The organism is Alcanivorax sp. NBRC 101098, from assembly GCF_001010505.1.
Classification (GTDB): Bacteria; Pseudomonadota; Gammaproteobacteria; order Pseudomonadales; family Alcanivoracaceae; genus Alcanivorax; species Alcanivorax borkumensis.
In genome coordinates this window covers 1,155,091-1,179,459 of sequence record NZ_AP014613.1, presented here as the reverse complement: position 1 = coordinate 1,179,459, position 24,369 = coordinate 1,155,091, and the positions used below count along the sequence as shown (strand labels likewise).

General features: G+C 53.2%; 19 protein-coding genes. 5 read left to right on the top strand and 14 right to left on the bottom strand.

Going from position 1 to position 24,369, the window contains the following annotated elements; translation table 11 throughout:
• The first annotated feature begins 20 nt into the window (after positions 1–20).
• Complete coding sequence (locus AS19_RS05380) at positions 21–461, top strand: universal stress protein (RefSeq protein ID WP_011588295.1); 441 nt, start codon at positions 21–23, stop codon at positions 459–461.
• Between the two features lie 44 nt (positions 462–505).
• Here AS19_RS05380 and AS19_RS05375 read toward each other — a convergent pair whose 3' ends face one another.
• On the bottom strand, positions 506–1,156 hold the full coding sequence (locus AS19_RS05375; RefSeq protein WP_011588294.1) for a cyclic nucleotide-binding domain-containing protein: 651 nt from the start codon (positions 1,154–1,156) through the stop codon (positions 506–508).
• 305 nt (positions 1,157–1,461) lie between these two features.
• On the opposite strand from AS19_RS05375, the gene lexA reads away from it, so the two are divergent.
• The 3 genes from lexA to AS19_RS05360 are packed head-to-tail and all read left to right on the top strand — an operon-like array spanning position 1,462 to position 3,329.
• Positions 1,462–2,076, top strand: a complete 615-nt coding sequence (gene lexA / locus AS19_RS05370; protein ID WP_011588293.1) for a transcriptional repressor LexA — start codon at positions 1,462–1,464, stop codon at positions 2,074–2,076.
• 55 nt (positions 2,077–2,131) lie between these two features.
• Positions 2,132–2,548 carry a DUF1499 domain-containing protein gene (locus tag AS19_RS05365; protein ID WP_041704920.1) on the top strand — a complete coding sequence of 139 codons (417 nt, stop codon included), beginning with the start codon at positions 2,132–2,134 and terminating at the stop codon, positions 2,546–2,548.
• Positions 2,496–3,329 (top strand): TatD family hydrolase, encoded by an 834-nt coding sequence (locus AS19_RS05360; protein WP_231860982.1) that lies wholly within the window; start codon positions 2,496–2,498, stop codon positions 3,327–3,329. Before AS19_RS05365 ends, AS19_RS05360 begins: the two co-directional genes overlap by 53 nt.
• A 76-nt stretch (positions 3,330–3,405) precedes the next feature.
• Here the strand turns inward: AS19_RS05360 and AS19_RS05355 are convergent, their stop codons facing one another.
• The gene (locus tag AS19_RS05355; RefSeq protein WP_035458486.1) at positions 3,406–3,627 is read right to left on the bottom strand and encodes a glutaredoxin family protein; all 222 of its coding nucleotides are present in this window, start codon (positions 3,625–3,627) and stop codon (positions 3,406–3,408) included.
• Positions 3,624–5,738, bottom strand: a complete 2,115-nt coding sequence (rlmKL, locus tag AS19_RS05350) for a bifunctional 23S rRNA (guanine(2069)-N(7))-methyltransferase RlmK/23S rRNA (guanine(2445)-N(2))-methyltransferase RlmL (RefSeq protein ID WP_035458489.1) — start codon at positions 5,736–5,738, stop codon at positions 3,624–3,626. The genes AS19_RS05355 and rlmKL overlap by 4 nt, the downstream gene beginning before the upstream one ends.
• A gap of 252 nt (positions 5,739–5,990) precedes the next feature.
• Between rlmKL and rmf the strand changes: the two genes are divergently transcribed.
• On the top strand, positions 5,991–6,197 hold the full coding sequence (gene rmf / locus AS19_RS05345; RefSeq protein ID WP_035458491.1) for a ribosome modulation factor: 207 nt from the start codon (positions 5,991–5,993) through the stop codon (positions 6,195–6,197).
• A gap of 82 nt (positions 6,198–6,279) precedes the next feature.
• Here the strand turns inward: rmf and AS19_RS05340 are convergent, their stop codons facing one another.
• The 11 genes from AS19_RS05340 to AS19_RS05290 form a co-directional block, all read right to left on the bottom strand.
• Positions 6,280–7,290 (bottom strand): quinone-dependent dihydroorotate dehydrogenase, encoded by a 1,011-nt coding sequence (locus AS19_RS05340; protein WP_035458494.1) that lies wholly within the window; start codon positions 7,288–7,290, stop codon positions 6,280–6,282.
• Between the two features lie 230 nt (positions 7,291–7,520).
• Positions 7,521–9,902, bottom strand: coding sequence for an RND family transporter (locus AS19_RS05335; protein WP_011588286.1), 2,382 nt, complete (start codon positions 9,900–9,902; stop codon positions 7,521–7,523).
• A gap of 10 nt (positions 9,903–9,912) precedes the next feature.
• Positions 9,913–11,004: a YCF48-related protein gene (locus AS19_RS05330; protein ID WP_035458753.1), complete on the bottom strand. Its 1,092-nt coding sequence runs from the start codon at positions 11,002–11,004 to the stop codon at positions 9,913–9,915.
• 115 nt (positions 11,005–11,119) lie between these two features.
• Positions 11,120–12,526 (bottom strand): DUF1329 domain-containing protein, encoded by a 1,407-nt coding sequence (locus tag AS19_RS05325; RefSeq protein ID WP_011588284.1) that lies wholly within the window; start codon positions 12,524–12,526, stop codon positions 11,120–11,122.
• Positions 12,527–12,572: 46 nt separating this feature from the next.
• Entirely contained in the window at positions 12,573–14,555 is a 1,983-nt protein-coding gene (locus AS19_RS05320) for a DUF1302 domain-containing protein (protein WP_231860981.1), read from the bottom strand.
• A 249-nt stretch (positions 14,556–14,804) separates the two neighbouring features.
• A complete protein-coding gene (gene pepN / locus AS19_RS05315) occupies positions 14,805–17,441 on the bottom strand; it encodes an aminopeptidase N (RefSeq protein ID WP_011588282.1) in 2,637 nt (878 codons plus the stop codon).
• Positions 17,442–17,584: 143 nt separating this feature from the next.
• Positions 17,585–20,074, bottom strand: coding sequence for a hypothetical protein (locus AS19_RS05310; protein WP_052753744.1), 2,490 nt, complete (start codon positions 20,072–20,074; stop codon positions 17,585–17,587).
• Between the two features lie 279 nt (positions 20,075–20,353).
• Positions 20,354–20,626: a YeaC family protein gene (locus AS19_RS05305; RefSeq protein WP_011588280.1), complete on the bottom strand. Its 273-nt coding sequence runs from the start codon at positions 20,624–20,626 to the stop codon at positions 20,354–20,356.
• An 81-nt stretch (positions 20,627–20,707) separates the two neighbouring features.
• A complete protein-coding gene (locus tag AS19_RS05300; RefSeq protein ID WP_011588279.1) occupies positions 20,708–21,610 on the bottom strand; it encodes an NAD(+) kinase in 903 nt (300 codons plus the stop codon).
• Positions 21,611–21,673: 63 nt separating this feature from the next.
• Entirely contained in the window at positions 21,674–22,747 is a 1,074-nt protein-coding gene (locus AS19_RS05295; protein ID WP_011588278.1) for a cyclic nucleotide-binding domain-containing protein, read from the bottom strand.
• Positions 22,748–22,882: 135 nt separating this feature from the next.
• Entirely contained in the window at positions 22,883–24,241 is a 1,359-nt protein-coding gene (locus tag AS19_RS05290) for a hypothetical protein (RefSeq protein WP_046961819.1), read from the bottom strand.
• Positions 24,242–24,369: the final 128 nt, after the last annotated feature.

The window sequence follows — 24,369 nt, the reverse complement described above, 5'->3', positions numbered from 1 at the left end:
CATTTTTCAGGGAGAGAACCGTGCTGAGTCCCTATCGCAGAATACTGGTTGCCATCGATGGCAGCGATGAATCACCCCAGGTACTGTCCCGCGCGGCTGGCGTACTGTCGGGCAATGACGGCGAACTGCATTTAATCCATGTGATAGAACCGCTGGCTCTGGCCTACGGCGCGGATGTACCCATGGATGTAACCGACCTGCAAAGCGGGCTGATGAAACAAGCCCAAGAAATGGCAGATAAATACGCCGGCCAATACCACGTGCCGGAAGCCAACGTTTACGTGGATATGGGATCTATCGAAAAAACCATTCTCGACAAGGCAGACAAGATAGGCGCGGATTTAATCGTGGTGGGCAGTCATACGCGAAGCGGCCTAGCACTGCTGCTAGGCTCCACGGCCAGAGGCCTGGTCCCCGGTGCGCACTGCGACGTGCTGGCCGTTAAGGTAGACCAGCACTAGCAACGGGGAAATAGCGCAGCGCGTATTCCCCGAAGCAGAGCCCCTCAGGTCAGCTGCAGAGCCCCGGTGCTGGCCTGGCCTTCCTCGTTCCAGCGACACAGCAATTCTGCCAGCCCTTGCGCCTGCGCTTTCAATGCAGCCAGCTCTTGCGGACTGTTTTTCTCGCCATAAAACACTGGCAACTTGCGCATAGACTGAACCAGTTCATGGGTCGGTGCCTGCATTCGCTTCACCTCCAAAGTCCAGCGAATGTGATGCACAATCATATGGAAAAAAGCCAGCCGGGTTGCCAGCGAATAGGCACTGCCATCATCATTAAAATCATTGAAATCCAAGCTTGCCAATACCGCTTCGCGGGCATTATCTGTCACCTTAATAGTCGCACTACGCGGAGTCCCCAGCAGCATAGACAAGGAGCCAAACACCTCACCCGGTGATACATAATACAACGGCGCACCCTGGGGATTCTCCGATAACACTTCCAGCTGCCCCCTCAACAAAAAGTACAGAGTGGAATCCACCTCACCGGCTCGAATTACGCTTTCTCCCGAAGCGGCAACCCAAAGACGGGTGGTCTGTTCAAGCCGGGAAAATTCGTTCTGATCATCACGATTAATTTCATTAAAAAACGGCACGCCCGCTAACAGCTGGCGACGCCGTTGCTGGCCGAAATCATTATTATTGGCCTGCTCCATCCACTACCCCCACTGGTCTGATGGCATTGTAATCAACTACACACATGCTAGAGCGACCTCCACAACAGAGCAACGGCAAGGAAAAAAAGAGGGGTGAACTCTTCTCCCAATGCTGACCAAATAACACTGTTCTTATTGTCAGTAAACATGCTAGCATCCTGAATATAGCACTTCCTGTCAGCCATTACTTACACGCTCAGGCAAGTGACCAATACATAGGCCTACACGCACCGAAAGGCGCCCAACTAGCCCCCCCTAGAGGCCACGGCTAAGCGCCACACTCTGCAGGAAACAGGGAGAAGGTTATGAGCAGCAAACTTACCGACCGGCAGCAACAAGTCCTCGACTGCATCCGTGAATGTCTTAAGGACAACGGCATGGCCCCTACCCGTGCAGAGATTGCCGACATTATGGGATTCCAATCCAAGAATGCGGCCTCAGACCATCTCCGTGCCTTAGAGCGCAAAGGCTATATCAAACTTCACAGTGATCGCTCTCGCGGAATCCAACTACTTGATCATGCCTACTGGGGTGAAGAGGAACTGCCCGTCGTCGGTAAAGTGGCTGCGGGGATCCCCATTGAAGCCATCGAGAACGTGGAACGAACCGTGCCAGTACCCCAAGGCCTGTTTAAACAGCGCCCCACCTATCTATTAAAGGTGCAAGGCGACAGCATGGTGGATGCGGGCATTTTCGATGGCGACCTAATTGCCGTGCGCAAATCCAATGTGGCCCGTTCCGGTGAAATCGTTGTCGCGCGCATTGACGAAGAAGTCACGGTAAAGACCTTAAAGTTGAATAAATCCAGCGCCACACTACTCCCGGCTAACGAAGCCTATGAACCGATCAAAGTGCCCGCTGATCAACTTATTATTGAAGGCATTTTTGTGGGGCTAATTCGTGACCCAAACTCTTTTTAAAGCCTGTATCCGTGCCGGTACAGGCCTTTGCCTGATTGTATGGAGTGCATTTGCCATGGCTGAAACCCATCTTCTGGCACCCTGCCCGGACTCACCCAACTGTGTATCCAGCCTGGCTACACAGAGTGACAAGCGCGTTGACCCGTTACAGGTCGCCGCCGACCGGGAAAGCAGCCTGAAAAAGCTGGAAACACTGCTGGGCAGTCTTCCCCGTGTGGACTACGATGTTGTCGGCCAGTCGCGTATTCAAGCCCGCTTCACCAGTCGGATCCTGCGTTTTGTAGATGATGTCACTTTCTATGTTCGCGAGAATGGCATGGTGGAGGTCCGTTCCGCATCACGGGCCGGTTATTGGGATTTAGGTGCCAACCGTCGTCGGGTAGAATCCCTGCGCGAGCAGCTATTTGAGCAGGAAACCGATGACCGCACTTCACAACAGCCCCCCTTCGGAAACGCAGAAAATCGCGCCTGAACAATGGGCCGATATCGGCGTTAACCTCACCGATCGACAATTTCATGACGACCGGGAGGCCGTGATTGAGCGTGCGGCTTGCGCCGGAGTTACTTGGCAGCTAATTACCGGCACCACTATCGACGATTCCCGCGCGGCCATTGCCCTCGCCGACGAGCACTCAGGGCTTTTCGCCACCGCCGGCCTGCACCCTCACAGCGCTCGTTTTTACTCTGCTGCGCTAGAAGCAGAGCTACGAGATCTACTCGCCCATGAACAGATAAAAGCTGCCGGCGAAATGGGCTTAGATTTCAATCGGGATTTTTCTCCGCGCCCAGAGCAGGAGCGGGCCTTCGAGGCTCAGTTAGCCCTGGCGGCGGAATACAAATTGCCGGTTTTTCTTCACGAGCGTGATGCCCATGAACGCTTTCTCCCTATCCTGAAATCCTTCCGCGATGCTCTGCCTGGCGCCGTTGTGCATTGCTTTACCGGTTCCCGTGAGGCTCTGTTCGCCTATCTGGATCTGGATTGCCACATCGGCATTACCGGTTGGGTCTGCGACGAACGACGTGGCAAACCGCTGGCAGAGCTGCTGCCTAACATTTCGGATAACCGCCTGCTTTTGGAAACAGACGCGCCCTATCTACTCCCCCGGGACCTGCCGCAAGCGCCCCCGAAAAAGCGCCGTAACGAGCCTGCGCTACTGCCTTGGATTGGCCAACGTGTCGCACAATTACGCGGGCAGGAGACGCAACAAGTCGCCGCCATGACGTATCAAAATGCGTTAACGCTGTTTCGCTGACCGGAAAAAACGCATCAGGGCAATGCGCAGGATGTTTGTCGAGCTAGCCAGAAAGGCGTAACCCGACATCAAAACATCAGCAAAGAAACTGCTGTACGTCGAGCAAGCCAAACGGCCAAGCCAGCTCCTGCCCTTCGCGCATCAATACCGGGATTCGCTCACCATACTGTTCGATCAAGGTGTCATCTTCAGCGATATCTACCAGCGTAATTTCCAGATCCGGCCTGACCATGGCCACCAGCTCCCTGGCCTGATCACAAAGGTGGCACCCCAAGGTGGTATACAACAGCACCGTCATGCATCCTCCACATGACGAATGGCATAGCAATAATGGATTTTTTCATTGCGGCGGAAATCCTCCGGGATACTCCAACGTGAGATATCCTCTACCGCGTACCACTTGCTGATGCTTTCATCCATTTGGAAGCGACGGTAATTACAGGAGAAATACAGCACCCCACCCGGTTCCAAGCAGCGCATAATCTTGCGAATCAAATCACCGTGATGCTCTTCCACCACAAAGTCACTCCGTGACTTATTATTGGAAAAAGTGGGCGGATCGCAGAACACCAGATCAAACTGCTCCTTACACTCATCCAGCCAACGCATGGTGTCGGCCCGAGCCAATTCATGCTGATCGGTGGAGAAACCGTTAGCGGCCAGGTTGCAGGCTGCCCAATCCAGATACCGCTTGGAGGAATCCACCGTAACGGTGCGCTTTGCGCCACCCACAGCAGCATGCACCGTGGCAGACCCCGTGTACGCAAACAGGTTAAGGAAGCGCTTACCACTGGCCTCTTCAGCGATACGCAAACGCGTGGGCCGGTGATCGAGAAATAGCCCGGTATCCAAGTAATCCTGCAAATTAATCAACAACTGCGATTGCCCTTCACGCACAACCCGGTATTGTCCCTGAGCATCCAGCTTTTGATATTGCTGATTCCCCTTCTGCTTTTCACGGGTGCGCAGGTGCACCTGCTCACGGTGAACACCTAAGGCCGCTCGCACCGCTGTCACCGCCCAATCACGGCGCTCTTTCGCTTTTTCCGGATCAATGGTTTTAGGTGCCTTGAACTCCTGCACCAACACCTGATCCGCATAGATATCCACGGCCACATTGAATTCTGGCAAATCGCGGTCATACAGCCGGTAGCACTGAATGTCCTCCCGCTCCAGCCAACGGCGCAGGTGTTTGCCATTTTTGCGCAGCCGATTTAATAAGGGTTGGGCGCCCTCGGGCACGTTGAACGCACTATCATCAGCAACTTTCACCACATTGGCTGGCGTCTGCTTACGGGGCGAATAAAGACGGATAAAGTTATTGAACGGGCCATTTTTCAGGCGCCATTGCTGTTCCAAATTCATCCCAGAGCGGTCCATGACTTCCGCATCCGCACCCAGCAACAATGCCTGGTAGCCCGGCGCTCGAACCGACAAAATACGACCCAGCGCATAATGTAGCCAGCCCGCTTGTGGTTTTTCCTCCAGGCGCTCACCCCAAGGCGGGTTACCCACCACAATACCGTTATCAACAAAATCTCGACGCCGCAGAGCACCCAGTTCCCGGCGCTCAAAATGAATTGCGTTACGCACTCCGGCGCGCTCTGCGTTCTGCAAAGCCAATTGCAATGTGCTCGCTTCAGAATCAAACCCTTTCAGCGATACGGCTGGCACTGGGCGCTTACCACTCTCACCTGCTTCCTTCTGGGCATCCAACCACAACTGGCGCCGACAACCACGCCACTGCTGAAAGCCATAGTGCTGACGCTGGGCACCTGCGGCGCGGCCTGCTGCTATCAGCGCCGCTTCAATCACCAGGGTACCACTACCGCAAAACGGATCGATCAGCGCGGAATGGCGACCTTCCTTGCCCCACCCTACAGCCCATAACATGGCTGCAGCCAAGGTTTCGCGTAGCGGCGCACGACCGCCTGCGAGGCGATATCCACGGCGATGCAAAGGCTCGCCGGCCAGATCCAACCACAGATGTGCCTCATTCAAATCCAGCCGGGCACGAATACAGCAACTGCCTTTCGGCTCACGGGAGATGGCAAACTGCTCCGGTAATGCATGAATAAACCGTTTGGCACTGATCCGATTATCACCACGCACTTCAGCGCCGTGCTCAATATGCAGATGTACCGGTGCATTGTTCCCCACCAAAGATAGCCAATCCTGGCTAGCCGCCAACTTTTCCGGTGCAATATCCGGTGTCACACCCAACGTGGCCAGATGCAGCAGCACCCGCTCGGACAAACGGGACCAGAGGCACACCTTCAGAGCATCCGCCACGCCCCCGGAGAAACTGACATGCGCACGCCCGGTTTCTGTTACGGATATGCCCAGTGAGCCTAGTTCGTCGCTGAGCAGATCTGCCAGACCTGGCATGCAGGTGGCCACAAATTCCATTATCTAATCCTCTAAAATGACTAATTTATGTGCAAAACAAAAAATAAACCATTATTTTTCAATGCATTACATAAACTGTCATCAAACTGTCCTTTATACGCCATATGCTTAAACAGCAGTGGCCATATTGCTACATGGTATTCGACACTACTTTACCGGTTTCCCATACTGAATGTGTCGGCCCCATACTTGGCTACAGTCTCAGCCGGGGGTCATATTTCGATTCCGCTATCGGTGAAAGGGAAAGCGTTTATGAAGCGACAAAAACGTAATAAAGACGACCGCGCTTACAACCGGGGATATAACGCCGGCCTGGATGGAAAATCTCGCGAAGACTGCCCGTTTGGCACTCTCCAGGCTCGCACCAACTGGATGGGAGGATGGCGCGAAGGTCGCACTGACTTTGCTCACGGTATGCTCGGGGTTGCCAGCATTCAGAATCTAAAAAATATCGGTTAGTTCCTTCCATTTTCACAACACCGGCGCATTCAGCGCCGGCCCGCAGGGCCCCACCCGGGCCCTTTTTAATATCAACTCAAACTCAGATGCTCTTCGGCCAGGCGCGAGCAATATCGCCGATTAAACCGGGCCCCTGATAAATCAGACCGCTGTAAATTTGTACCAAGTCAGCACCTTGGCGCTGCTTTTCCAACGCATCGCCCGCGCTATTAATGCCGCCTACACCGATAATCGGAATGCGGCCATTGAGCGTATTGCGCATAACTGCCAGCGCCCGGTTGGCGATGGGGGTTAGCGGTGTACCACTGAGGCCACCTTGCTCCCCACCATTTTTCAGGTTCTGCACACCATCACGGGAAAGTGTGGTGTTACCAACACAAACCCCATCGATTCCATGCTGTAAGAAGGCTTCAGCCATGCTCTGCAGCTCTTCTTCACTGTTGTCCGGGGCAATTTTGATGACCAGAGGCACTCGACGACGCTGCTCTTGATCCAAGCGTGTCTGGGCTTCTCGCAGCGTGTCCAACAACTCATCCAGTGCCGCGCCATGTTGCAAGGTTCGCAGTCCGGGCGTGTTCGGAGAGGAGACATTCACCACCAGATAGCTGGCATAGGCATGCACTTTCTGCTGGCAAATCAGGTAGTCCTGCACGGCATCTTCAACCGGGGTGTCCTTGTTCTTGCCGATATTGATGCCTAATACGCCCTTGTAGCGGCTGCGTTTGACTGCAGCCACTAGGTAATCTACACCCAGATTGTTGAACCCCATGCGGTTAATCAGCGCTTGGGCCTCCGGCAGCCGGAACAAACGAGGCTGTGGGTTACCCGATTGCGGCCGCGGCGTTACAGTACCGACTTCAATAAAGCCAAACCCCAGATCCGCCAAGCCATCGATGCAGTCACCATTTTTGTCCAGGCCAGCCGCTAAGCCCACTGGATTAGGGAATTCGATCCCCATTACTGTCTTAGGCACCGCCGGTACCGTACCGGGCCATAGCTTGCCTGCACGCTTGCGCAGCAGCGCCAGAGTCAACTCATGGGAATGCTCTTCTGATAGAGAGAACAATAAAGGTCGTGCCAAGGAGTACAGCATGAAAGAGCCCGATCGGTAGTAATCGCCGGCATTATAGCCAAGGGCATCGGGGACTTCGATGTTTTGTGTCGAACAGTAGGAAGAACAGTGAACCAATTGAGCACCCAGCCTACGTCCACAGTCTCAATTGTTGAACAGGTGACATGCTACGGGCGCTCTAGCAGCCGCAAAACGGCATAAAAAAACCCGGCAGAGCCGGGCTAAACACAACCAACGAATCAGCGCGCTGGTTAACTACGAAGGTTCACGCGGACTGAATCAGGCTTGAGCAGGAAACGAGCCAGAGCAGGCAGAAGCCACAGAGCGCCAATCATGTTCCACAGGAACATAAAGGTCAGCAAGATGCCCATGTCCGCCTGGAATTTAATGGAACTAAACCCCCAGAAAATCACCCCCACCGCCAAAGTGATCCCAGTAAAGGCCACCGCTTTACCAGTAGTTTTCAACGTTTGCTTGTAGGCCTCCTCCAAATTCATACCCCGCTTCAGGTACTCGGATAACTTGCTGTAGATATAAATACCGTAATCCACACCGATACCCACACCTAGAGCAATCACCGGAAGCGTCGCCACTTTCACACCTATCCCTAGATACGCCATCAACGCCTGGCAAAGAATCGAGGTCAACCCAAGCGGCACGATGATACAAATCACCGCCCGAAAAGAGCGGAAAGCAATCAGAATCAACACAGACACCACCGCATACACCAGCGCCAACATGGGGTACTGGCTAGCGGCAATGGTCTGGTTTGTGGCAGCCTCCACACCTGCGTTGCCGGAAGCCAGCTTCAACTCCAACACATCCGGGTTGTTACGGATCTGGGAAAAATCAGCCACCGCACGGGTAACACGTTCTAGGGTTTCCGCCTTGTGGTCATCGAGGAACACGAAAATCGGCGTCAGCGAACAGTCCAAGTTGTATAAGCGATCAGGCATGAAGCTCATCACGTTATTCAACGCATACTGGTCTCGAGAAATGGTCGCCCACTTCATGGAGCCTTCATTCATGTTGGTGGATATCTGTTTCGTAGCAGACGCAATCGTGGCCACATCCTGCACCCCTTCTACATTACGCAGGTTCCACGCTAGATCATCCACCGTCTGCATAGCTTGGTAGGTGTTGCAGGATTCCACTGGTGTCTTGCCCATAACCACCAAAACGTCGGCGCTCACTGAATAATTCGATACCAGGAAGTTCACATCGTGGTTATAGCGGTAACGAGGCTTGGGCTCATAGCCACGCGGACATTCCATATCTTCACATGGGTCCGGCCACAGCTCGGGGGCCCCCTTGTCCAAGTCACCGATTTTCAGGTCTTGGCTCATATAGATACCCACTCCGTAACCGGCCACGGCCACGGCAATGGACAGAGCAGCCAAAGGCGTACGCGTGAAGCGGGCAAACAGGCCAGCCAACGGGTGATCTTTCTTCTCTCCTGCCTGAATCTTTCGAATGGACGCATCACTTACGCCCAGGTAGGACAGCACCAACGGCACGATCACCAAGTTGGAAATAATAATCACGGCCACGCCGATACTGGCCGCCATGGCCAGCTCACGAATCACACCCACATCAATCATGTAGAGCGTGAGGAAACCAATGGCATCCGACACCAATGCCACCATGCCCGGCACACACAATGCCCGGAAAGTGGAACGGGCGGCTTCCAGGGAACTGAGCCCTTGCGCTGCGTAGTTAGCCAGGGTATTCACAATCTGGACACCATGAGAAACCGCAATGGCAAAGACGAGGAACGGCACCAGCATGGAGTACGGATCGATGGTAAAACCCAGACTACTCACAATCCCGAGCTGCCAGATTACCGCCACAAAGGAACAAACAGTAACGGTCAGGGCACTGCGCAGGCAGCGAGTATCAATTAGCAGCAGTAGCGCAATTAGCGCCAGGGTGAAGAAGAAGAACATGGCCACTTCTTCCGCCGCGGCCATCACATCACCGGCTTTTTTGGCCAACCCGACAATGTGAATGCGGACGTTAGGGTATTTCTCTTGATACTGACTGCGAATCTCTTCAAGACGGGTAGAGAGAGCCGGAATATCAACCCCATCCTCCCCCAGAGCATCCAGCAAATAAGCATGCACAACACTAGACTGGAAATTATCAGCGACCAGACGGCCTACTTGACCGGAGCGCAAAACATTGGTGCGCAACTGCTCCAGTGAGTCCTGGGAGCCATCGTAACCGGCGGGAATCACCTCACCGCCTTGAAAGCCTTGCTCCGTAACTTCATTCCAGCGCACATTGCTGGTCCACAATGAACGGATCTTGCTGGGATCCACCCCCTCCAATGCGAACACTTCATCGGTGATTTCTTTCAACGCTTTAACGTAATCGTCGTTGAAAATGTCTTCACTCTGGGTTTCAGCAACAATTACCCGGACATCATTGCCCAGGCTCAAGTCGTTCTGATGCTCCAGGTAATTCTGGATATACGGATGATCCAGCGGGATCAACTTGCGAATATCGGTGTTCAGTTCGATCTTACTGGCTTGGAAACCCAACAGCACTGTGGCTGCAATAAAAGCCAGGAGAATTAGGGGCCGAAAAGCAAACAGCCCACTGGCAATACTTCTTGAAATGCGACCAGACATGCTGTGCCCCTTATTTAACGTCTTCGATCACACGCAGCCCACCCTGCCCGGCGACAAGAATGCCGCCCGCATCACGGGGAAGAACAGCGGAGATTGAACGGCGGCCCGGCAGGTACCGTAGGGAAAAGGATTGACCACCATCGCGACTGGTAAGGATGCCGCCAGCATTTGTGACCAGCACCACCGTGCCATCCGCCAGTACGGTGCCATCGTTGATACCACGGGTCAGCTTTGAGGGAATTTTCACCCAGCTGCGCCCCCGATTAGCCGTCAACCACACATTGCCCTGCAAGCCATATGTCAGGACGTTGTTATCAGAAATCGGGGTTACACCGAACAGGGTGCCGCCATAGGGGCTATCTAGCTTTTTCCAACGGATGCCTTTGTCGGCGGAATGGAACATGAGACCTTTTTCGCCTACAACGTAACGGTCATTGCCCCCTTTCACGGCGGTATAATCGTACAGGTGCCAACCCTCACGATTATCCAAGCTGTCCAGGGCTTTATCCCAGGTTGCTCCGCCATCGCTGGTTTTCAGGAAATAACCATAGCCCCCTACGGCGACTGCACTCTCACGGCTGTCGCAAAACACATCCAGCAACGGCGCACCAGATGTATCCACTGGTGCCATGACTCTATCGCTACCATCATAAAGATCACCACCGTCATCCCCGTAAGCATTATCGCTGTAGGGATCACCATAGAGATCATCCATGGAGTAATCGTCCCGTTTTTCTTCCGCGAGCCCTACATCGCCGTCGCCCCCCAAAGGATCACTGTACTGAACGGTCCAGGATTCTCCGCCATCACTGCTGGCTAATACCAACGCATCATGGCCAACAGCCCAACCGTGGCGAGCATCGGCAAAACAAACGGAGGTGAGCAGCACTTCAGACGGTGTGATCGCCTGCGTCCAATGATCACCTTGATCATCGGAATACAGAATTTTGCCTCGGTCACCCACAGCAACGATCCGGTTATCCGCATAGGCGATATCCAAATAGCTGTTTGCCGTAACCAGAGGCCCATTATTGGAAACGAAATCTGCCTGCGAAGGTGCAGACAGCACGGCTGACAAGGCCATTAACACTGTTTTTTTCATTCTTTTTTGCTCTTCCCAAAGGCCCTGCTTCACGGCCAAGCAAAACCAACCGGGTGCCATAAGCACTCCGGTCGCCTTGGCTTTCCGGCTTCATTAAACCGGCATTTTTTTATAATTAACGGCCGCGTCGGCGTAGCGCTGCTGGGTGGAAATAACGGTCGCCGGGTACTGGCTGACTATAATCCAGGATAGAGGACTCCTCGTTATCCAAGAACTGCACGTGGTAACGCTGGGCGCGCAGATCGTGGAACGTATCCAGTGCGGTCCACTGGCTTGGTACTTCGTAGTAATTCTTAATATAGGCTAAGCTGACCCGCCACAACTCACCACGACGGTCGTACTGGTCGATGGCGGCGATCTGCCAGGAGTCCGCATCAATGTAGAAACGGCGTTTGGCGTAGATATGCCGCTCACCCTCTTTCAGGTTGGCTTCCACCACCCAAACGCGATGCAACTCCCAACGCTGGTAATCCGAATTCACATGCCCCTTTTGCAGTAGGGTCTCATATTTCACATTCGGATCATCCAGTTTGTAGTTGTTATACGGGATGAACATTTCCACCGGTTTATCGCTGACTAGCGTCCAGTTGTACTTGTCAGGTGCACCGTTATACATATCGGTGTCATCGGCAGTACGCAGGCCATCCGCTGCAGCAATCGGAGTATCGTATGCTAGGTTAGGCGCACGACGAACACGACGCTGACCTGCGTTATACCCCCAGGCTTGGCGTGGCATTTGTTTCTGGTCCAGCATTTCGTGTACCAGTACGGCACCACCGGCCAGACGGGCCGGGGCCTTAGTAAAGGACAGGTAATAGAAAATGATATTGTCCAGGCTTTCAAAATTGTACTTCGGGTCATAGTAACGGAAGTACACTTCCTGCTGAGAGGTAATCAGCGAGTAAGCACCGCTACGCTGCACCGCTACTTCCGAAGCACGGCGAACCACGTACAAACCGCGCCAGCGCAAAATATGGTTCCAGACAGCCTGCTTGGCTTTTTGCTCATTAGTACCACTGAGAATCGGGAACGGAATGCCACCGAAAGCATTATCCACGCCGGTTTCACCCAGCTTGGCCTTAATGGCATTATTCTTAGTGTTGTCGTATACCCATTGTGGCGCTGAGGTGGAGCGGCGGCTCGGATAGACGTTCATTTTAAACGTATCCGGGTAAGTCTTCAGCATCGCCTGCACGCCGTCAGGCACTTTGTCCGCATACTGGGACACGTTCTGAGCGGTGATCGTGAAAGCAATTTTGTCAGCGGTGTACGGATCTGGGTGATGTTGGCCCGGACGGGTATAGGTCTTGGGAATATCTTTGCGCTGGATGCCGCCGGTGTAATCCGGAATGCCCAGCCCGGTTGAAATGGTTTTGCCGTTACCTTTGACCTGTGCACCGAAAGGCGTCAGCGATTTACCCAATTTCGCCGCCTCTTGGCTAGATACGCCAGCGTGCACATTGGCCGTCACACTCAAGGACAGAGCCAAAGCACCGCCCATTGCGGTCAGTTTCTTCAACATGATTGCTCTCCGTTAACAACAGGCCGGCACTCCGACCTGGAACATATTAGAAAGAGTACTTAACAGAAACGGACGCGTTGTTCCGGTCGGCCAGTTTGTTGGAGTATTTGGCGCCCCAGAACGTGGTAGCAGACATGGCCACTTCTAGGTTATTCAAGTACAGAAAACTCACCCCCAGTGTCGCAGCCTTACGGTCTTCCATAAAGTTGCCGCCAATCGGAGAGTTACCATTTACATCATGAGCAAAACGCACACTCGGGCTCATGGAAACACCAGCAAAGACATTGCTGTAATCCGCTTTCAGCACCGCACGGTAGCCCCAGGAGGTGGGGTCCATGTAATACCTGTTCGGGTCATCAGGGCTGAGAATTTGCGCTTCAGAATCTAGAATTGCCGCCGTAGAGTTGTATTCCAGGTCAGGATTTTCAAGCCCTTCAATGTGTTCGACGCCCAATTCCAGCAATGCAATCAGGCCATCAGCGCCAAACGTCGGGCCGAAATTGAAGATACTGACTAAAGAACCGTTGTAACTTTCTACCTCATCGTAGAAATAGTAGAGATGGCCATCTTGTACTAACGTGTCCGCAGACAAGCAGGAGCCCCCCATTTCCGCGCGAACACAATGCCCTGTCAAATCACCGATAGCCACATCCTGACCCTGCAAAGCGGATTGACCCGCAACACCAGCAAGAGCAGATATCAGGTTATCACCCCCTTCGTTAATAATGGCACGTTTAGGCCTATACGCCAGCTCCCCAGCAAGTGACATATTACCGACACTGGTATTAAAACTTGCGCCGAACATGTCTTGGTCTTCTACATAGGCCATCTGATACTCAGCGGTATCAATGGTTCTAGCCATTTCTGTAACGCCACCACCCTTGCCGTTTTCGAGGTTATTCAGGCTAGAACCAACGACGGGGGTACGAGCATGGGTTCGCGTATAATAAAGCGCAAACTCAGTACCGTTTAGCCCTTCTGCGAAGTAACGGTACGCCAAACCAAACTGACCACTATCGCTAGCCTCTTTATCGCGAATTCGATTTACTGTTACCTGAGTCGCTTCATACTGATAACCAGAACCGTAATTAGACGCGGTATAATTCGCAAAACCAGGCTCAAGGAGCCCCGGCGAAGGAATTGCACCCGCCTGAACAGCGCTCAGCGCAACAACTCGACCATCGACGATGACATTGTCTGCCCCTTTACCCGGGAAGCCATCATGGGTAGAGAAGTAAGTACCCGAGGGCGCATCCTCAGAGTTTTTCCATTCAAACTGGTAAAAAGCTTCCACGGTTGCATTAAAGGTCAGGCCATAAGAGAAGTAGACGCTATCCAGCGGCAGCAAGGCTTCCTTAATTTCGGAGCCCGGCAGGCGCAAGGCATTCAAATCAAAGTAGTTCGCCGTATTCACCCCATTCTGCATAAACAAGGCTTCACCCCAGTTGATCACCTGCTGCCCAAGGCGAACATTCAATGGGCGCTCGAACATATCGAAGTTCCCCCACACATACGCATCTAAAAGACGAGCACGCTGGCCGGCGTATCGTTCAGCGTCACCGCTGAAATCATCACCGGTGCCATTATTCGCGTAATCAGAATACGTGGCGTAACGGGTAAAACCCATGGCGCCAGGGTAGCCAGCAGCCTTAATCAACTGCCCACCATCATGCCCACCGCCCATGATCACCTGATCATAAAATGCGGTGCCGCGGAGAAACATGCCATATTTCCCCTTCCAGCTCAGATCCAGCTCTGGGGTAATTTTGTACACCAACGACGCCAAACCGGTATCGTAATTGTTGTTGGCATCGTTCTTATTGATTTGGGACCCATAACCTTTCGTAGCCATATCGACCACGTCACCGGTGGCCGCCAACATAGAATCCTGGCTCTCGGTTCGAAACAGGGCACCCACAGACAAGGTTGTATCCAGCCGGCCCGACCAGTCCGGGTTCTCGAAATCTAGTTGAACCGCTGAAGCGGGGAGGGAAAGCCCGGTAAGGGCGGTGATACTGGCAACAGCCATCGCCAGCCTGCTTCTACACAGGTGATTATTATTCATGTAGTTCTCCGAATTGCCATGCGCATGGCTTTATTGTTCTTACCCGGTCAACAGTCGCTCCCATTTGCGACAGGTCTCATTATTCTTCCCGACCTGCCGCCCAGGCTAATACATAATTCTTACACACCAGAAAAAAAAATAAATCCCCTGTGTGCTCTATTATTGACGACTAACCAGTCATCGTCCTTTTTCTTTCTATACCCCCATAGAAGATCAGGATGACAGGATCCGCCCAAGCACCTCCGCCACGTTATCGGACGCTGTCTTTTGCACACCCGCAAGGTGCTCCGCCAATAAAGCCTTCCGGCCCGGTTCCAATACAGGCAAACGAGAAGCCCCATTGGCCAAACGGGCCGCAACCTGCGGGTTGATGGCGTCCAAGCGAGACAAGGCAGCCGAAAATAGTTGATACCCTTGCCCATTTTCCGCATGAAATGCCGACGGATTTGCGTTCGTGAACGTGCCCACTAGCGCTCGCACTCGATTCGGTGTCTTCCAGTCAAAAGCAGGGTGTTCAAGCAGGCGGTTTACCTGATCGACGGTGTGAGCCCCCGGCACGGATGCCTGGACAGCAAACCACTGATCCATAACCAACGCCTCATCCTGCCAGCGATCCGCAAATTGCATCAGTGCCTGATCGGCACCGGGCAAACCATGGTGTACCAGCGCTCGCAATGCGCCAAGCTCTTCACTCATACACAGTGGCAGCTCAAATAACTCCACGGCTATCCGACCTGCTTCCGGGTGCTCTCCTGCTGCTAAAAAATCCAACGCCAGATTACGTAACTGCCGCCGCCCCATCGCCCGCCCATCCATACTCAGTTCCGTAGCCAGCAGGTTCTCGGACAGAGACAACCAGTGCGACTGCAACGCCTTTCCTAACGCTTTCTTCATGGCACTGTGCGCGCGATGAATGGAGGCCGGGTTCAGCGGCTTATGCCGGTCTCCCAACGCTACCTCGCCAGGTAATGAAAGCAGCAATGCCGCTTGGGCCGGATCTTCATCACTACGGGCAATCACTTGCTCCAGCACCGGCACCAGCGCTGCGGCTTCTGCATCCGCCTCATCGGTTTCGGTCACTAACCGATCCAGTGCCGCAAAGTACAGGCGCTGGGCGGCATTCCAACGGCAATAGCCGTCACTGTCGTAGGCCAACAGTCGCGCCAATTGATCAACGGAGTAGTCATAATCGAGCACCACTGGCGCTGAGAACCCACGCAGCAGAGAAGGTGTCACCCCAGCAGGCACATTAAACGACACGGTTTGCTCAGCCTGGTCCATGATAACCACCTGCTCCCCCTCAGCCGCACCGTTGCCTCCAGCATCCAACGCACAGGGAGCGCCCTGCTCATCAAGCAACGCCAGACGAATAGGGATAACCAAGGGCTGTTTCTGCTCCTGTCCGGGAGTGGCGGGCGTATGCTGACGGAACCTAAGGTGATACTGCCCGTCCCGGTATTCATCGGTAACCGTCAGTATCGGCGTGCCGGCCTGGCTGTACCAACATTTAAACTGGCTCAAATCGTAGCCGGAAACGGTTTCCATGCTGGCCACGAAATCATCGCAAGTTACCGCCTTGCCATCATTGGTCTCGAAATAATGATCCGTGGCCTTGCGGAAATTCTCTGCCCCCAGCAGGTGATACTGCATACGAACAATTTCTGCGCCTTTTTCATAAATGGTTAGGGTGTAGAAATTGTCAATTTTCTGGTATTTCTCAGGGCGAACAGCATGGGCCATGGGGCCTTGGTCTTCCGGGAATTGATGGTTGACCAGGAAATCCACATCTTCAACGCGTTTCACTGCGGCGGAATGCATGTCCGCCGAGAATTCCTGGTCACGAAATACCGTGAAACCTTCCTTAAGACTCAATTGAAACCAGTCACGGCAGGTCACCCGGTTTCCAGACCAGTTATGAAAGTACTCATGGGCCACTACAGATTCCACCCGTTGGAACCCGGCGTCGGTGGTCGTAGCGGGATGCGCCAGCACACAGGAGGTGTTAAAGATATTAAGGCCCTTATTTTCCATGGCCCCCATATTGAAGTGGCTTACCGCCACAATCATGTAGATATCCAGATCGTATTCGCGACCGTAGGTTTGTTCGTCCCAGCGCATGGCATTTTTCAACGACGCCATGGCATGGTCCAGCTTGTCCAGATCACGATGCTCAGCATAGAGGCGTAACGCCACCTTACGGCCCGATACAGTGACAAACGTATCCTCCAGGCAGGCTAGATCTCCCGCCACCAAAGCGAACAGATAGCATGGTTTCGGAAAAGGGTCTTCCCAAGTCACCCAGTGACGAGCGCCCTCTTCTCCATGACTCTTTTCATCGCCCGAAGCCACCGGATTACCGTTAGACAGCAACAGCGGATAGCGGGCCTTGTCAGCACGTACCGTGGTCGTAAAGCGGGCCAATACGTCAGGGCGGTCCGGGAAAAAGGTAATACGCCGAAAGCCTTCCGCCTCACACTGGGTGCAGACCATGCCATTGGACTGGTATAACCCTTCCAGGGCGGTATTGTTTTCTGGATCAATATCCACCACGGACGTTAACGTGCAGGTATCTGGCAAGCCCCGCACGGTCAGCAGGTTATCTTCATACTGATAGCGAGCACTATTGAGCACCACATCATCCAGCGCCAAAGTGCGTAAGGTGAGCCCTTCGCCATTGAAGGTCATTGTCGTGGAATCAGCAGCAGCCGGATTACGGCGCAGCGATAGACTGCTGGTCACAGTGGTCACCCCATCCCGAATATCCACATCCAGAGCCACTCTATCGACTAGATAGGCTGGGGGCTGATAGTCCGCCAAATGGGTGAATTTCACCATTTCTGCACTTTCCATAACCCTACTCCTCAAAAAGGTTAGTCTGGCGGCCATGCCAATCCGGCCTAGCACCGCTCAAACATCATATCCACGAAAACAACAACACCCCGGCTTGCGGGGTGTTGTTGATGATGCCATTTGTTGTGCTGTAGATCAGCTCACTATCGCGTCGGCATCTGCACATAAGGCGCAGTCGGCGCCAAAACCAAACCATTGCCAAGCAAATCAACTTCAGTGATACCCACTGCGGTCTGGTTCGGAGCCACAACAAAGCTCACTGTTTCGGTCTGTAACTCGGTCAACGCAATGACACCTCCAGCCGTCGCTGGGTCCCCTGGCGTCAACAAAGAAGCATGCTCACCCACGGTCAGATTAACCAACGCATTAGCGGCACTCACATCCGTAACATCAGCAGGCCCGCTTCCAGCAGCTACTGGCTGAGCGTTTAACAAACGAGCCAAAGGCGTAGTCCCTGCCAAGGGGGCTCCGTCAGCGCTGTTCGGCACCACTTGATCGGCCAAGTATTCAGCGTTGTCTCCGTAAGCGGAGACATCACCGCCACCGACAATTTGCTGAACCAAAACAGGAATGGTCAAGCTGCCACAGGTTAGGATACTTGCGTAATCACCCGCCTGAGCCTTTACAGGATCACATGATGCTGCACCAGCTAGAATTTCAGCAAAATTCACCGGGTCACCGGAATCAACTATGCTTTGCGTTACATACAAAAAATTCTCGAAATCAGAGCTGCCCGACTCAACGCCTTCTGCTGCCAAACCATTCTCAATAGACGGCCCCAAACTTTCCGAATTGATCAACAACTGAGTCACTTGCCCTCCAGCAGCAGATATCACCAAGCCGCTCAATGGATTGAGCTTGCTCGCAAATGACGGGGTAGCGGCCTGTGCGGCCAACTGGCCATCCACAGCCACTGCCAGCTGGTTAACAGTTGCGTAAGTCGCTCCCACAATACCACCCAAAGAAACGCCCACCACCTTCACATCACGGGTATCAAGCCCAACCATCCCTTCATCTTCAAGCGCTACGCTGATATTAGAAAGACTGGCGTTGAGGTTCAGCAGGTCCATGACACTTTGGCGCAGGTTGTCACGAGTATTGGTCAATACACCTAAGTTAATGAAATTGAATGCGGCATTGCCTTCTTCAAAAGCGCGAGCCCCATGCAAAGGTAAATCAATCGCCACTGTTGCCACACAGGCTTTAGCAAGGCTATGTGCGAGCGAAACAACAGAAGTGCGGTCGCTGCCAATCCCATGCACATACATAACCACAGGCAAACCATCTGGTTTAGCCATGCCGCAGGTAACACCAGGCTGAACTTCATAAGCCCCATTAGGGAGTGTTAGCTGTAAAGGAACAGATTCAAGGCTAACCTGCTCAACAAAGGGGTACCGATAAGTTACGTTGAAAGTAGAGCCATCCGCATCAGGCAGAGGCAGTTGAGCTGGTAGCTGCGATGCTGCTTCTACAGGAAGGCTTGCTTTTATTTTTGCCAACAATACGGCGCCAAGCGCCTGATCTGGTTGCCAGCTATCCAGCTTATAATTGCCGGAAATCGTTGTCTCGGGGGTGCGCAAATAATAGGGAATATCCATTAACCCGGTGTACAACGACACCACACCGGCCTCCAGAGCCCCATTTGTCAGATCACTTACATCAATACCCGATGCTGACACAGAAACAGCACGGGGCTCAGGCGAATTCAAATCCACGCCCTCCATAAGAATGGCGCCAAGATTCTGCACGGCTAAATTGGGATCCACGCCAAAGCTTTTCTGTTGAGCCTGCACAATCGCCGCCTTTGGAGCTGCATTCGCCAGCAAAGGGGTAATCGGATCGGTAGTAGTAAACGTATAAGAAACCACCACCGACGCTTTCGCCACCTCCGCGGGAATCCCCCCCCCGGACGCCACACCGATAAAGCCCGCAGCCAACGCTTCCCAGCCCTGAATAGCGTTACGCACAGACAACAAAGTTCCTGTAACCGGCGGCTCAGACTCACCCAACACATTGTAAGCTTGTGATGCACTAACAGAATTGCCATCCGTGTCTTGCAAGCCGGTGGTAACAAAAACCAGATACTTGGTAGCGGCAAGGAGCGGTTTGTACGGCGTAATTCTCAATACATTATTCTGTTCACCATCGAGGGATATCACTGAGGCCGACACTTCAGCCAGAGGGAACAGGAAAGGCGCATCTTGATTCACATCATCTGGATCAAGTGGGTCCCCGCCTTCCTCCGTGTTCAGTGCCAACACGAATACGTTGGATTGTGCACATTCACCAGTAGCCAACATAGATTGCTGACACACCTTGATGGAAGCTTCATCTAGCTCACCACCAGCGAAATAGATATCAAACGGTGCATTCGTCGAGAATCCATCCAGTGCATTGATCCCCACTTCCACAGGGTTCGTAGGAGCACCGATATCCGACGTACCATCCGACATTGCTGCTGCTGCAAAAACCAGATCGGTATTCAGCGGCAAATCAAATGTGACAGGATTAAAACGAGCATGAGTGTCAAAACTGGCGCCTTGACTCTGATCCGGTACGGTTTCACTCCCGCCGCCGCAGGCGGCCAGCGCCATAACCATAGCCACCGGCAGTACCTTCTTGTAAGTATGCATCTTCTCTCCCAAACCTCTTTTTATTATTTAATTCCTGCCGTTGCTCACATCAACAATGGAGGGCGGCGGTGGTGCTTACTACAAATAACAGAAGGCACATAATTAGATGCATTATTTCTGCCTACGCTACCCCCAGTGAAAAGAGGGTGCATAGGAACATTACATCAATTCTATTTCTCCACCAATGCGATATTGAGGAGAATAACGGCGGGAAACGCCCGCAGGCATTTTTTCAGGGACGACTCGCCGGTCAAAACGATTTATCTCATTATAATATGTTTACTGCAGAGTATCCGGGCCACGCAGAGTTACCGGCTGATCCTCGGTTTTTTCCTCCCCGCTTTTACAGGCCTGCTCCATATAACCGCTACGTTGCTCTTCAGGTAAATTCTGGGTTTCCCAAGCAATAACAGCCTGAAGACAAAGCTCTTTTTGCTCGCGGGATAAAACGCGACCATCGGCCCACTTACCCGTTTCAATAGCGCGACGCATGTTATCGCAAATGTTCTGATCCATACTCGCAATCAGGTCGTCAAAACTCTGGTAACTCATGGTTTAACTCTTCAAAAGGTCACGGTACGCGACACGCTACATAGATTTGGGCGGCCCACGGCCTATACAGTATTACTCGGCCTAATTGTTGTCACCGGGCCGGGAACTCCAGCCCAATTTAGACCGACAAGCCTGATAGAAATCGTGCCCCGGGGGATGAATCAAATGTAAGCGGTGAGGTTTTTTGCGAATCGCAATGACATCGTCAACCTGCAAGCGAATCCCCTCTGTGCCATCGCAACTGACCAACGGCCGCACTTTTTCTGTGGTGATGTGAATTTTGATTTCACTATCCCCAGCTACCACCAAGGGGCGACTGGTCAGGGTGTGGGGGTTTAGGGGAACCAAGACCATGGCATCCAGCTTAGGGTGCATGATTGGCCCACCACCGGACAACGCATAAGCGGTGGAACCGGTGGGCGTAGAAACAATCAGCCCGTCGGAGCGCTGCCCGTAGACAAAGTGTCCGTCGATCATCAACTCAAAATCGATCATGTGTACACTGTCACCGGATAGCAGCACGATATCGTTGAGAGCGCTCCCCTCGCCGACCACGGTCCTACCCCGGCGCACTTCCAGATCCAACAAGAACCGTTTTTCGGTACTGTATTCACCATCCAGCACCTGGCCGACCCGGGATTCAATTTCAGAAGGAAGGATATCGGTGAGAAAGCCCAGATGGCCCCGATTCACGCCCAATACCGGCACTTTATAGCGAGCCAGGGTACGCGCAGCACCTAGCAGACTACCGTCCCCTCCCACCACAATCACCAGATCGCAGGCTTCCCCCATTTGTGAGGCACTAGCAGCCTGCAATCCCATTTCCGGAAGATGACCAATAATGTGTTTATCGAGGATAACGGTGCAATCACGGCCATGCAGAAAATGAATGAGCTGGCGTAATGAGTAGAGCGCCTGCTCACTTTCAGACCGTGCGATCAAACCGATGTTGCGAAATTTCTCTTGCGCCACAAGGGATCTCATTCAGGTAGTGCTGCTTAGGTTGTTGCGGAAGCCGGACTGGGCAGCCTCACCAACCGGCAAGCACTACCCCTGAGTCAGGTACTCGTTCAGGGTAACAGCATTGGCATTCAGACCGCCATCCAACACGATCACATCCAGGCCGGCGTTTTTTAACAGAAAAGCGGCGGTGGCGCTACGTCGACCTGTATCACAGTAAGCGATATAGGTCTTGCCTGGGTCCAGTAGGCGAGACTTGAGACGCAATACGTTAAGCGGCATATTGGTCGCTCCTACCAAATGCTCCTGATCGAATTCGTCGCTAGTACGCACATCCAGCCACCAAGCGCCCTTTTCTGCCGAAGACAGCACCTGATCACCCGGCATGGTCTTGATGATCGGCTCGCGGAGCAGGGCATCAAAATCTTGTCGGTCCAACCTCATCAAGACACCATCCGTTGCCATAGATACCGTGGCATTACGGGGCTTGCCAGATAGCAATGCTTCTTCACCAAACCACTCACCCTCTTCCAGCATGGCCACCGAAGTCGGCTCGCCCTCCCCTATGTTAATAGACACCTCACACACGCCTTCTTTGAGGATATAGCAGCAATCAGCAGCCTCTCCCTGTCGAATAATCCGCTCACCTTCTTTGTGACGATTCGCTTTAAGTCGGCTGAAAATCCCCAAGATGTTACTGGGCGGCACTCGATGAAAAAGCTTGGACTTGAGCAGGCGTATCATCCATTCCCTGTCGTTCTGATACGCAGAGTTAGCATTAATGTCTAGAATTACGTAGCCCGCAGATTGATCCCAAGAGAGGATGGTATCGAGTCGGAAACTGTCGAATCGCACCACACTCACATCGCCTACCGCTCTGGCGGTGCTGCGGCGAGGCTGGACATGCTCCAGTGGGTGCCAAGAGGCCGTATCCCCAGCGCTTACTGTCCGCCGATCACCGGTTTCATCGCTCAGCTCAACCTTGCCACTAAGCAGATAGATGGTGGTGTTGTCTTGGTCTCCCAGCGAAAAAAGGACATCACCTGACACATAGCGACACACTTCCTGCTGGTCAAGCAGCCAGTCAAGCTGATCTCCAGACAGAGCATTAACTGGCACAAACGTCTGTAACAGGCTTTTATCGATGGATTGCCGTGTCATAACAGTGGCTCCCGATGTTCTTGTTGTTGCTATGGTGAATACAAGCGTGGCGCGGGCCGAAACCCTCATCGGAGAAATACGCTGCAAAAAGCTTACCAATCAAGCACCTGGCGGAACCAGTTCACAATTGCCGACTTAGCGGAATCGCAGTACGTTATCGATGGCGGAATCATTGCGGCAGTTCTGGCAGCGGTTAGCGTTGCAATCAGACACCCCCGGCTTGAACTGATTGGGAACTTCCACACGAATCACTCGCTTACCACAGGGAGCCCCCTCCGCGCCTATAGGCACCTGGCAGGTCGGGCTTTCATAATGGGATAGCCAAGCACGATAATGATCCTCGGTGACTAGGCATTTGCGCGCCGCAAAGGCAGTGGGATTCTCCATGTAACTGGCCACCTGATCGGCTGCAATGGAGATATGCCCGGCACCAGGATGAAACGCAATAAAACTCAACCCCAGCTCTTCAAGCTTCTCCAGCGTCTTCTGTGCTCCGCTGTTGGCATCTTTCAGCTTGTTGCGTTTCTGCTCAGAAATTTCCTCGCGAAGCTGGCCGATAAGATCATCACGGGTCAGCACATCCATTTCCAGCGAGTGTAGCTGCTCTGACATCTTCGCCCGCTCCTCTTCCAGGCGCTGCTCCAACGCCAGCTTGTACTGCTCAGTCAGCACCTCCATCTCACTACCCTGATGCTCACTGCGCCGGTTCTGCTCTTCCAAACTTTGGTTGAGGGATAATAATTGCCCCTTCAAGGAATCATTCTGCTCTCGCAATGCTCCATTCTGCGATTTGATTGCCTTGAACTGCCCCATTACCTTTTCCAACTGAGCAATAAGAATTTCTTCTTTTTGCTGGGCCGCATAGCGCACCTTAGCCGCGTCTTCTGACTGGGTGTTTTCCAGGGTTTGCACCCGCAGGCGCAGCTCCTTGATAATGCGAGCCAGCCTTACCCGTTCTTGATCCGCCTTCTTCTCGACATCCTTTCTCTCCAGGCCGACCGTCGGTGCAGACGCCCCAATCACAATAGGCACAGCCTCCATTTCATCATCCATTACCAGGCCCATTTTCGGGCCACGCTCTCGGATGGAGTCACGGATAACAATAAAATCGTTGGCGCCGGGCTTCATGCCAGGGTCCCACATTTGATCCTGGTGCCAGGCCACCGGGCATTGGCTACGGCAGGCAAGACGAATCGGTCCAGCCCCCATGTCGGGCCCTTGACCCGCATGCTCCGCCAAATGCCGTAACGGCACATTCCAGGTGGTATCGGCCATGCCATCCTCATCAAAATCGATGGTAAATAACACTACAGAGCGAACCCGTAACTGACCGTTGACCAAACAATAAGCGCATCGCACCTCTTTATCTGCAAATTCCGGCATCCCCACCATGCCATCGAGAATGGCTTCAAAATCGGCGTAGAGCATGCTTTTGGAAATACCCCGGTGGTCAAAAAACAGAATTGCTTCCGAGGTAACAGAGGATGCTGCCATGCTGTCTGTCCTTCTTATGAAGTTATTTATTGTTGGTTGGCACAAGCACACCGACCAAGGTGCGTCATTCACAATCTGACACCCGCCGTCACACTGCAGTCAATTATAGTCAGGCACTATCAAAAGAG

Bases quoted from the DNA above. Each gene is read 5' to 3' on its own strand.
- AS19_RS05375 (WP_011588294.1), bottom strand. From the start codon at position 1,156: ATGGAGCAGGCCAATAATAATGATTTCGGCCAGCAACGGCGTCGCCAG.
- lexA (WP_011588293.1), top strand. From the start codon at position 1,462: ATGAGCAGCAAACTTACCGACCGGCAGCAACAAGTCCTCGACTGCATC.
- AS19_RS05365 (WP_041704920.1), top strand. From the start codon at position 2,132: ATGGCTGAAACCCATCTTCTGGCACCCTGCCCGGACTCACCCAACTGT.
- AS19_RS05360 (WP_231860982.1), top strand. From the start codon at position 2,496: ATGACCGCACTTCACAACAGCCCCCCTTCGGAAACGCAGAAAATCGCG.
- AS19_RS05355 (WP_035458486.1), bottom strand. From the start codon at position 3,627: ATGACGGTGCTGTTGTATACCACCTTGGGGTGCCACCTTTGTGATCAG.
- rlmKL (WP_035458489.1), bottom strand. From the start codon at position 5,738: ATGGAATTTGTGGCCACCTGCATGCCAGGTCTGGCAGATCTGCTCAGC.
- rmf (WP_035458491.1), top strand. From the start codon at position 5,991: ATGAAGCGACAAAAACGTAATAAAGACGACCGCGCTTACAACCGGGGA.
- AS19_RS05340 (WP_035458494.1), bottom strand. From the start codon at position 7,290: ATGCTGTACTCCTTGGCACGACCTTTATTGTTCTCTCTATCAGAAGAG.
- AS19_RS05335 (WP_011588286.1), bottom strand. From the start codon at position 9,902: ATGTCTGGTCGCATTTCAAGAAGTATTGCCAGTGGGCTGTTTGCTTTT.
- AS19_RS05330 (WP_035458753.1), bottom strand. From the start codon at position 11,004: ATGAAAAAAACAGTGTTAATGGCCTTGTCAGCCGTGCTGTCTGCACCT.
- AS19_RS05325 (WP_011588284.1), bottom strand. From the start codon at position 12,526: ATGTTGAAGAAACTGACCGCAATGGGCGGTGCTTTGGCTCTGTCCTTG.
- AS19_RS05320 (WP_231860981.1), bottom strand. From the start codon at position 14,555: ATGGCTGTTGCCAGTATCACCGCCCTTACCGGGCTTTCCCTCCCCGCT.
- pepN (WP_011588282.1), bottom strand. From the start codon at position 17,441: ATGGAAAGTGCAGAAATGGTGAAATTCACCCATTTGGCGGACTATCAG.
- AS19_RS05310 (WP_052753744.1), bottom strand. From the start codon at position 20,074: ATGCATACTTACAAGAAGGTACTGCCGGTGGCTATGGTTATGGCGCTG.
- AS19_RS05305 (WP_011588280.1), bottom strand. From the start codon at position 20,626: ATGAGTTACCAGAGTTTTGACGACCTGATTGCGAGTATGGATCAGAAC.
- AS19_RS05300 (WP_011588279.1), bottom strand. From the start codon at position 21,610: ATGAGATCCCTTGTGGCGCAAGAGAAATTTCGCAACATCGGTTTGATC.
- AS19_RS05295 (WP_011588278.1), bottom strand. From the start codon at position 22,747: ATGACACGGCAATCCATCGATAAAAGCCTGTTACAGACGTTTGTGCCA.
- AS19_RS05290 (WP_046961819.1), bottom strand. From the start codon at position 24,241: ATGGCAGCATCCTCTGTTACCTCGGAAGCAATTCTGTTTTTTGACCAC.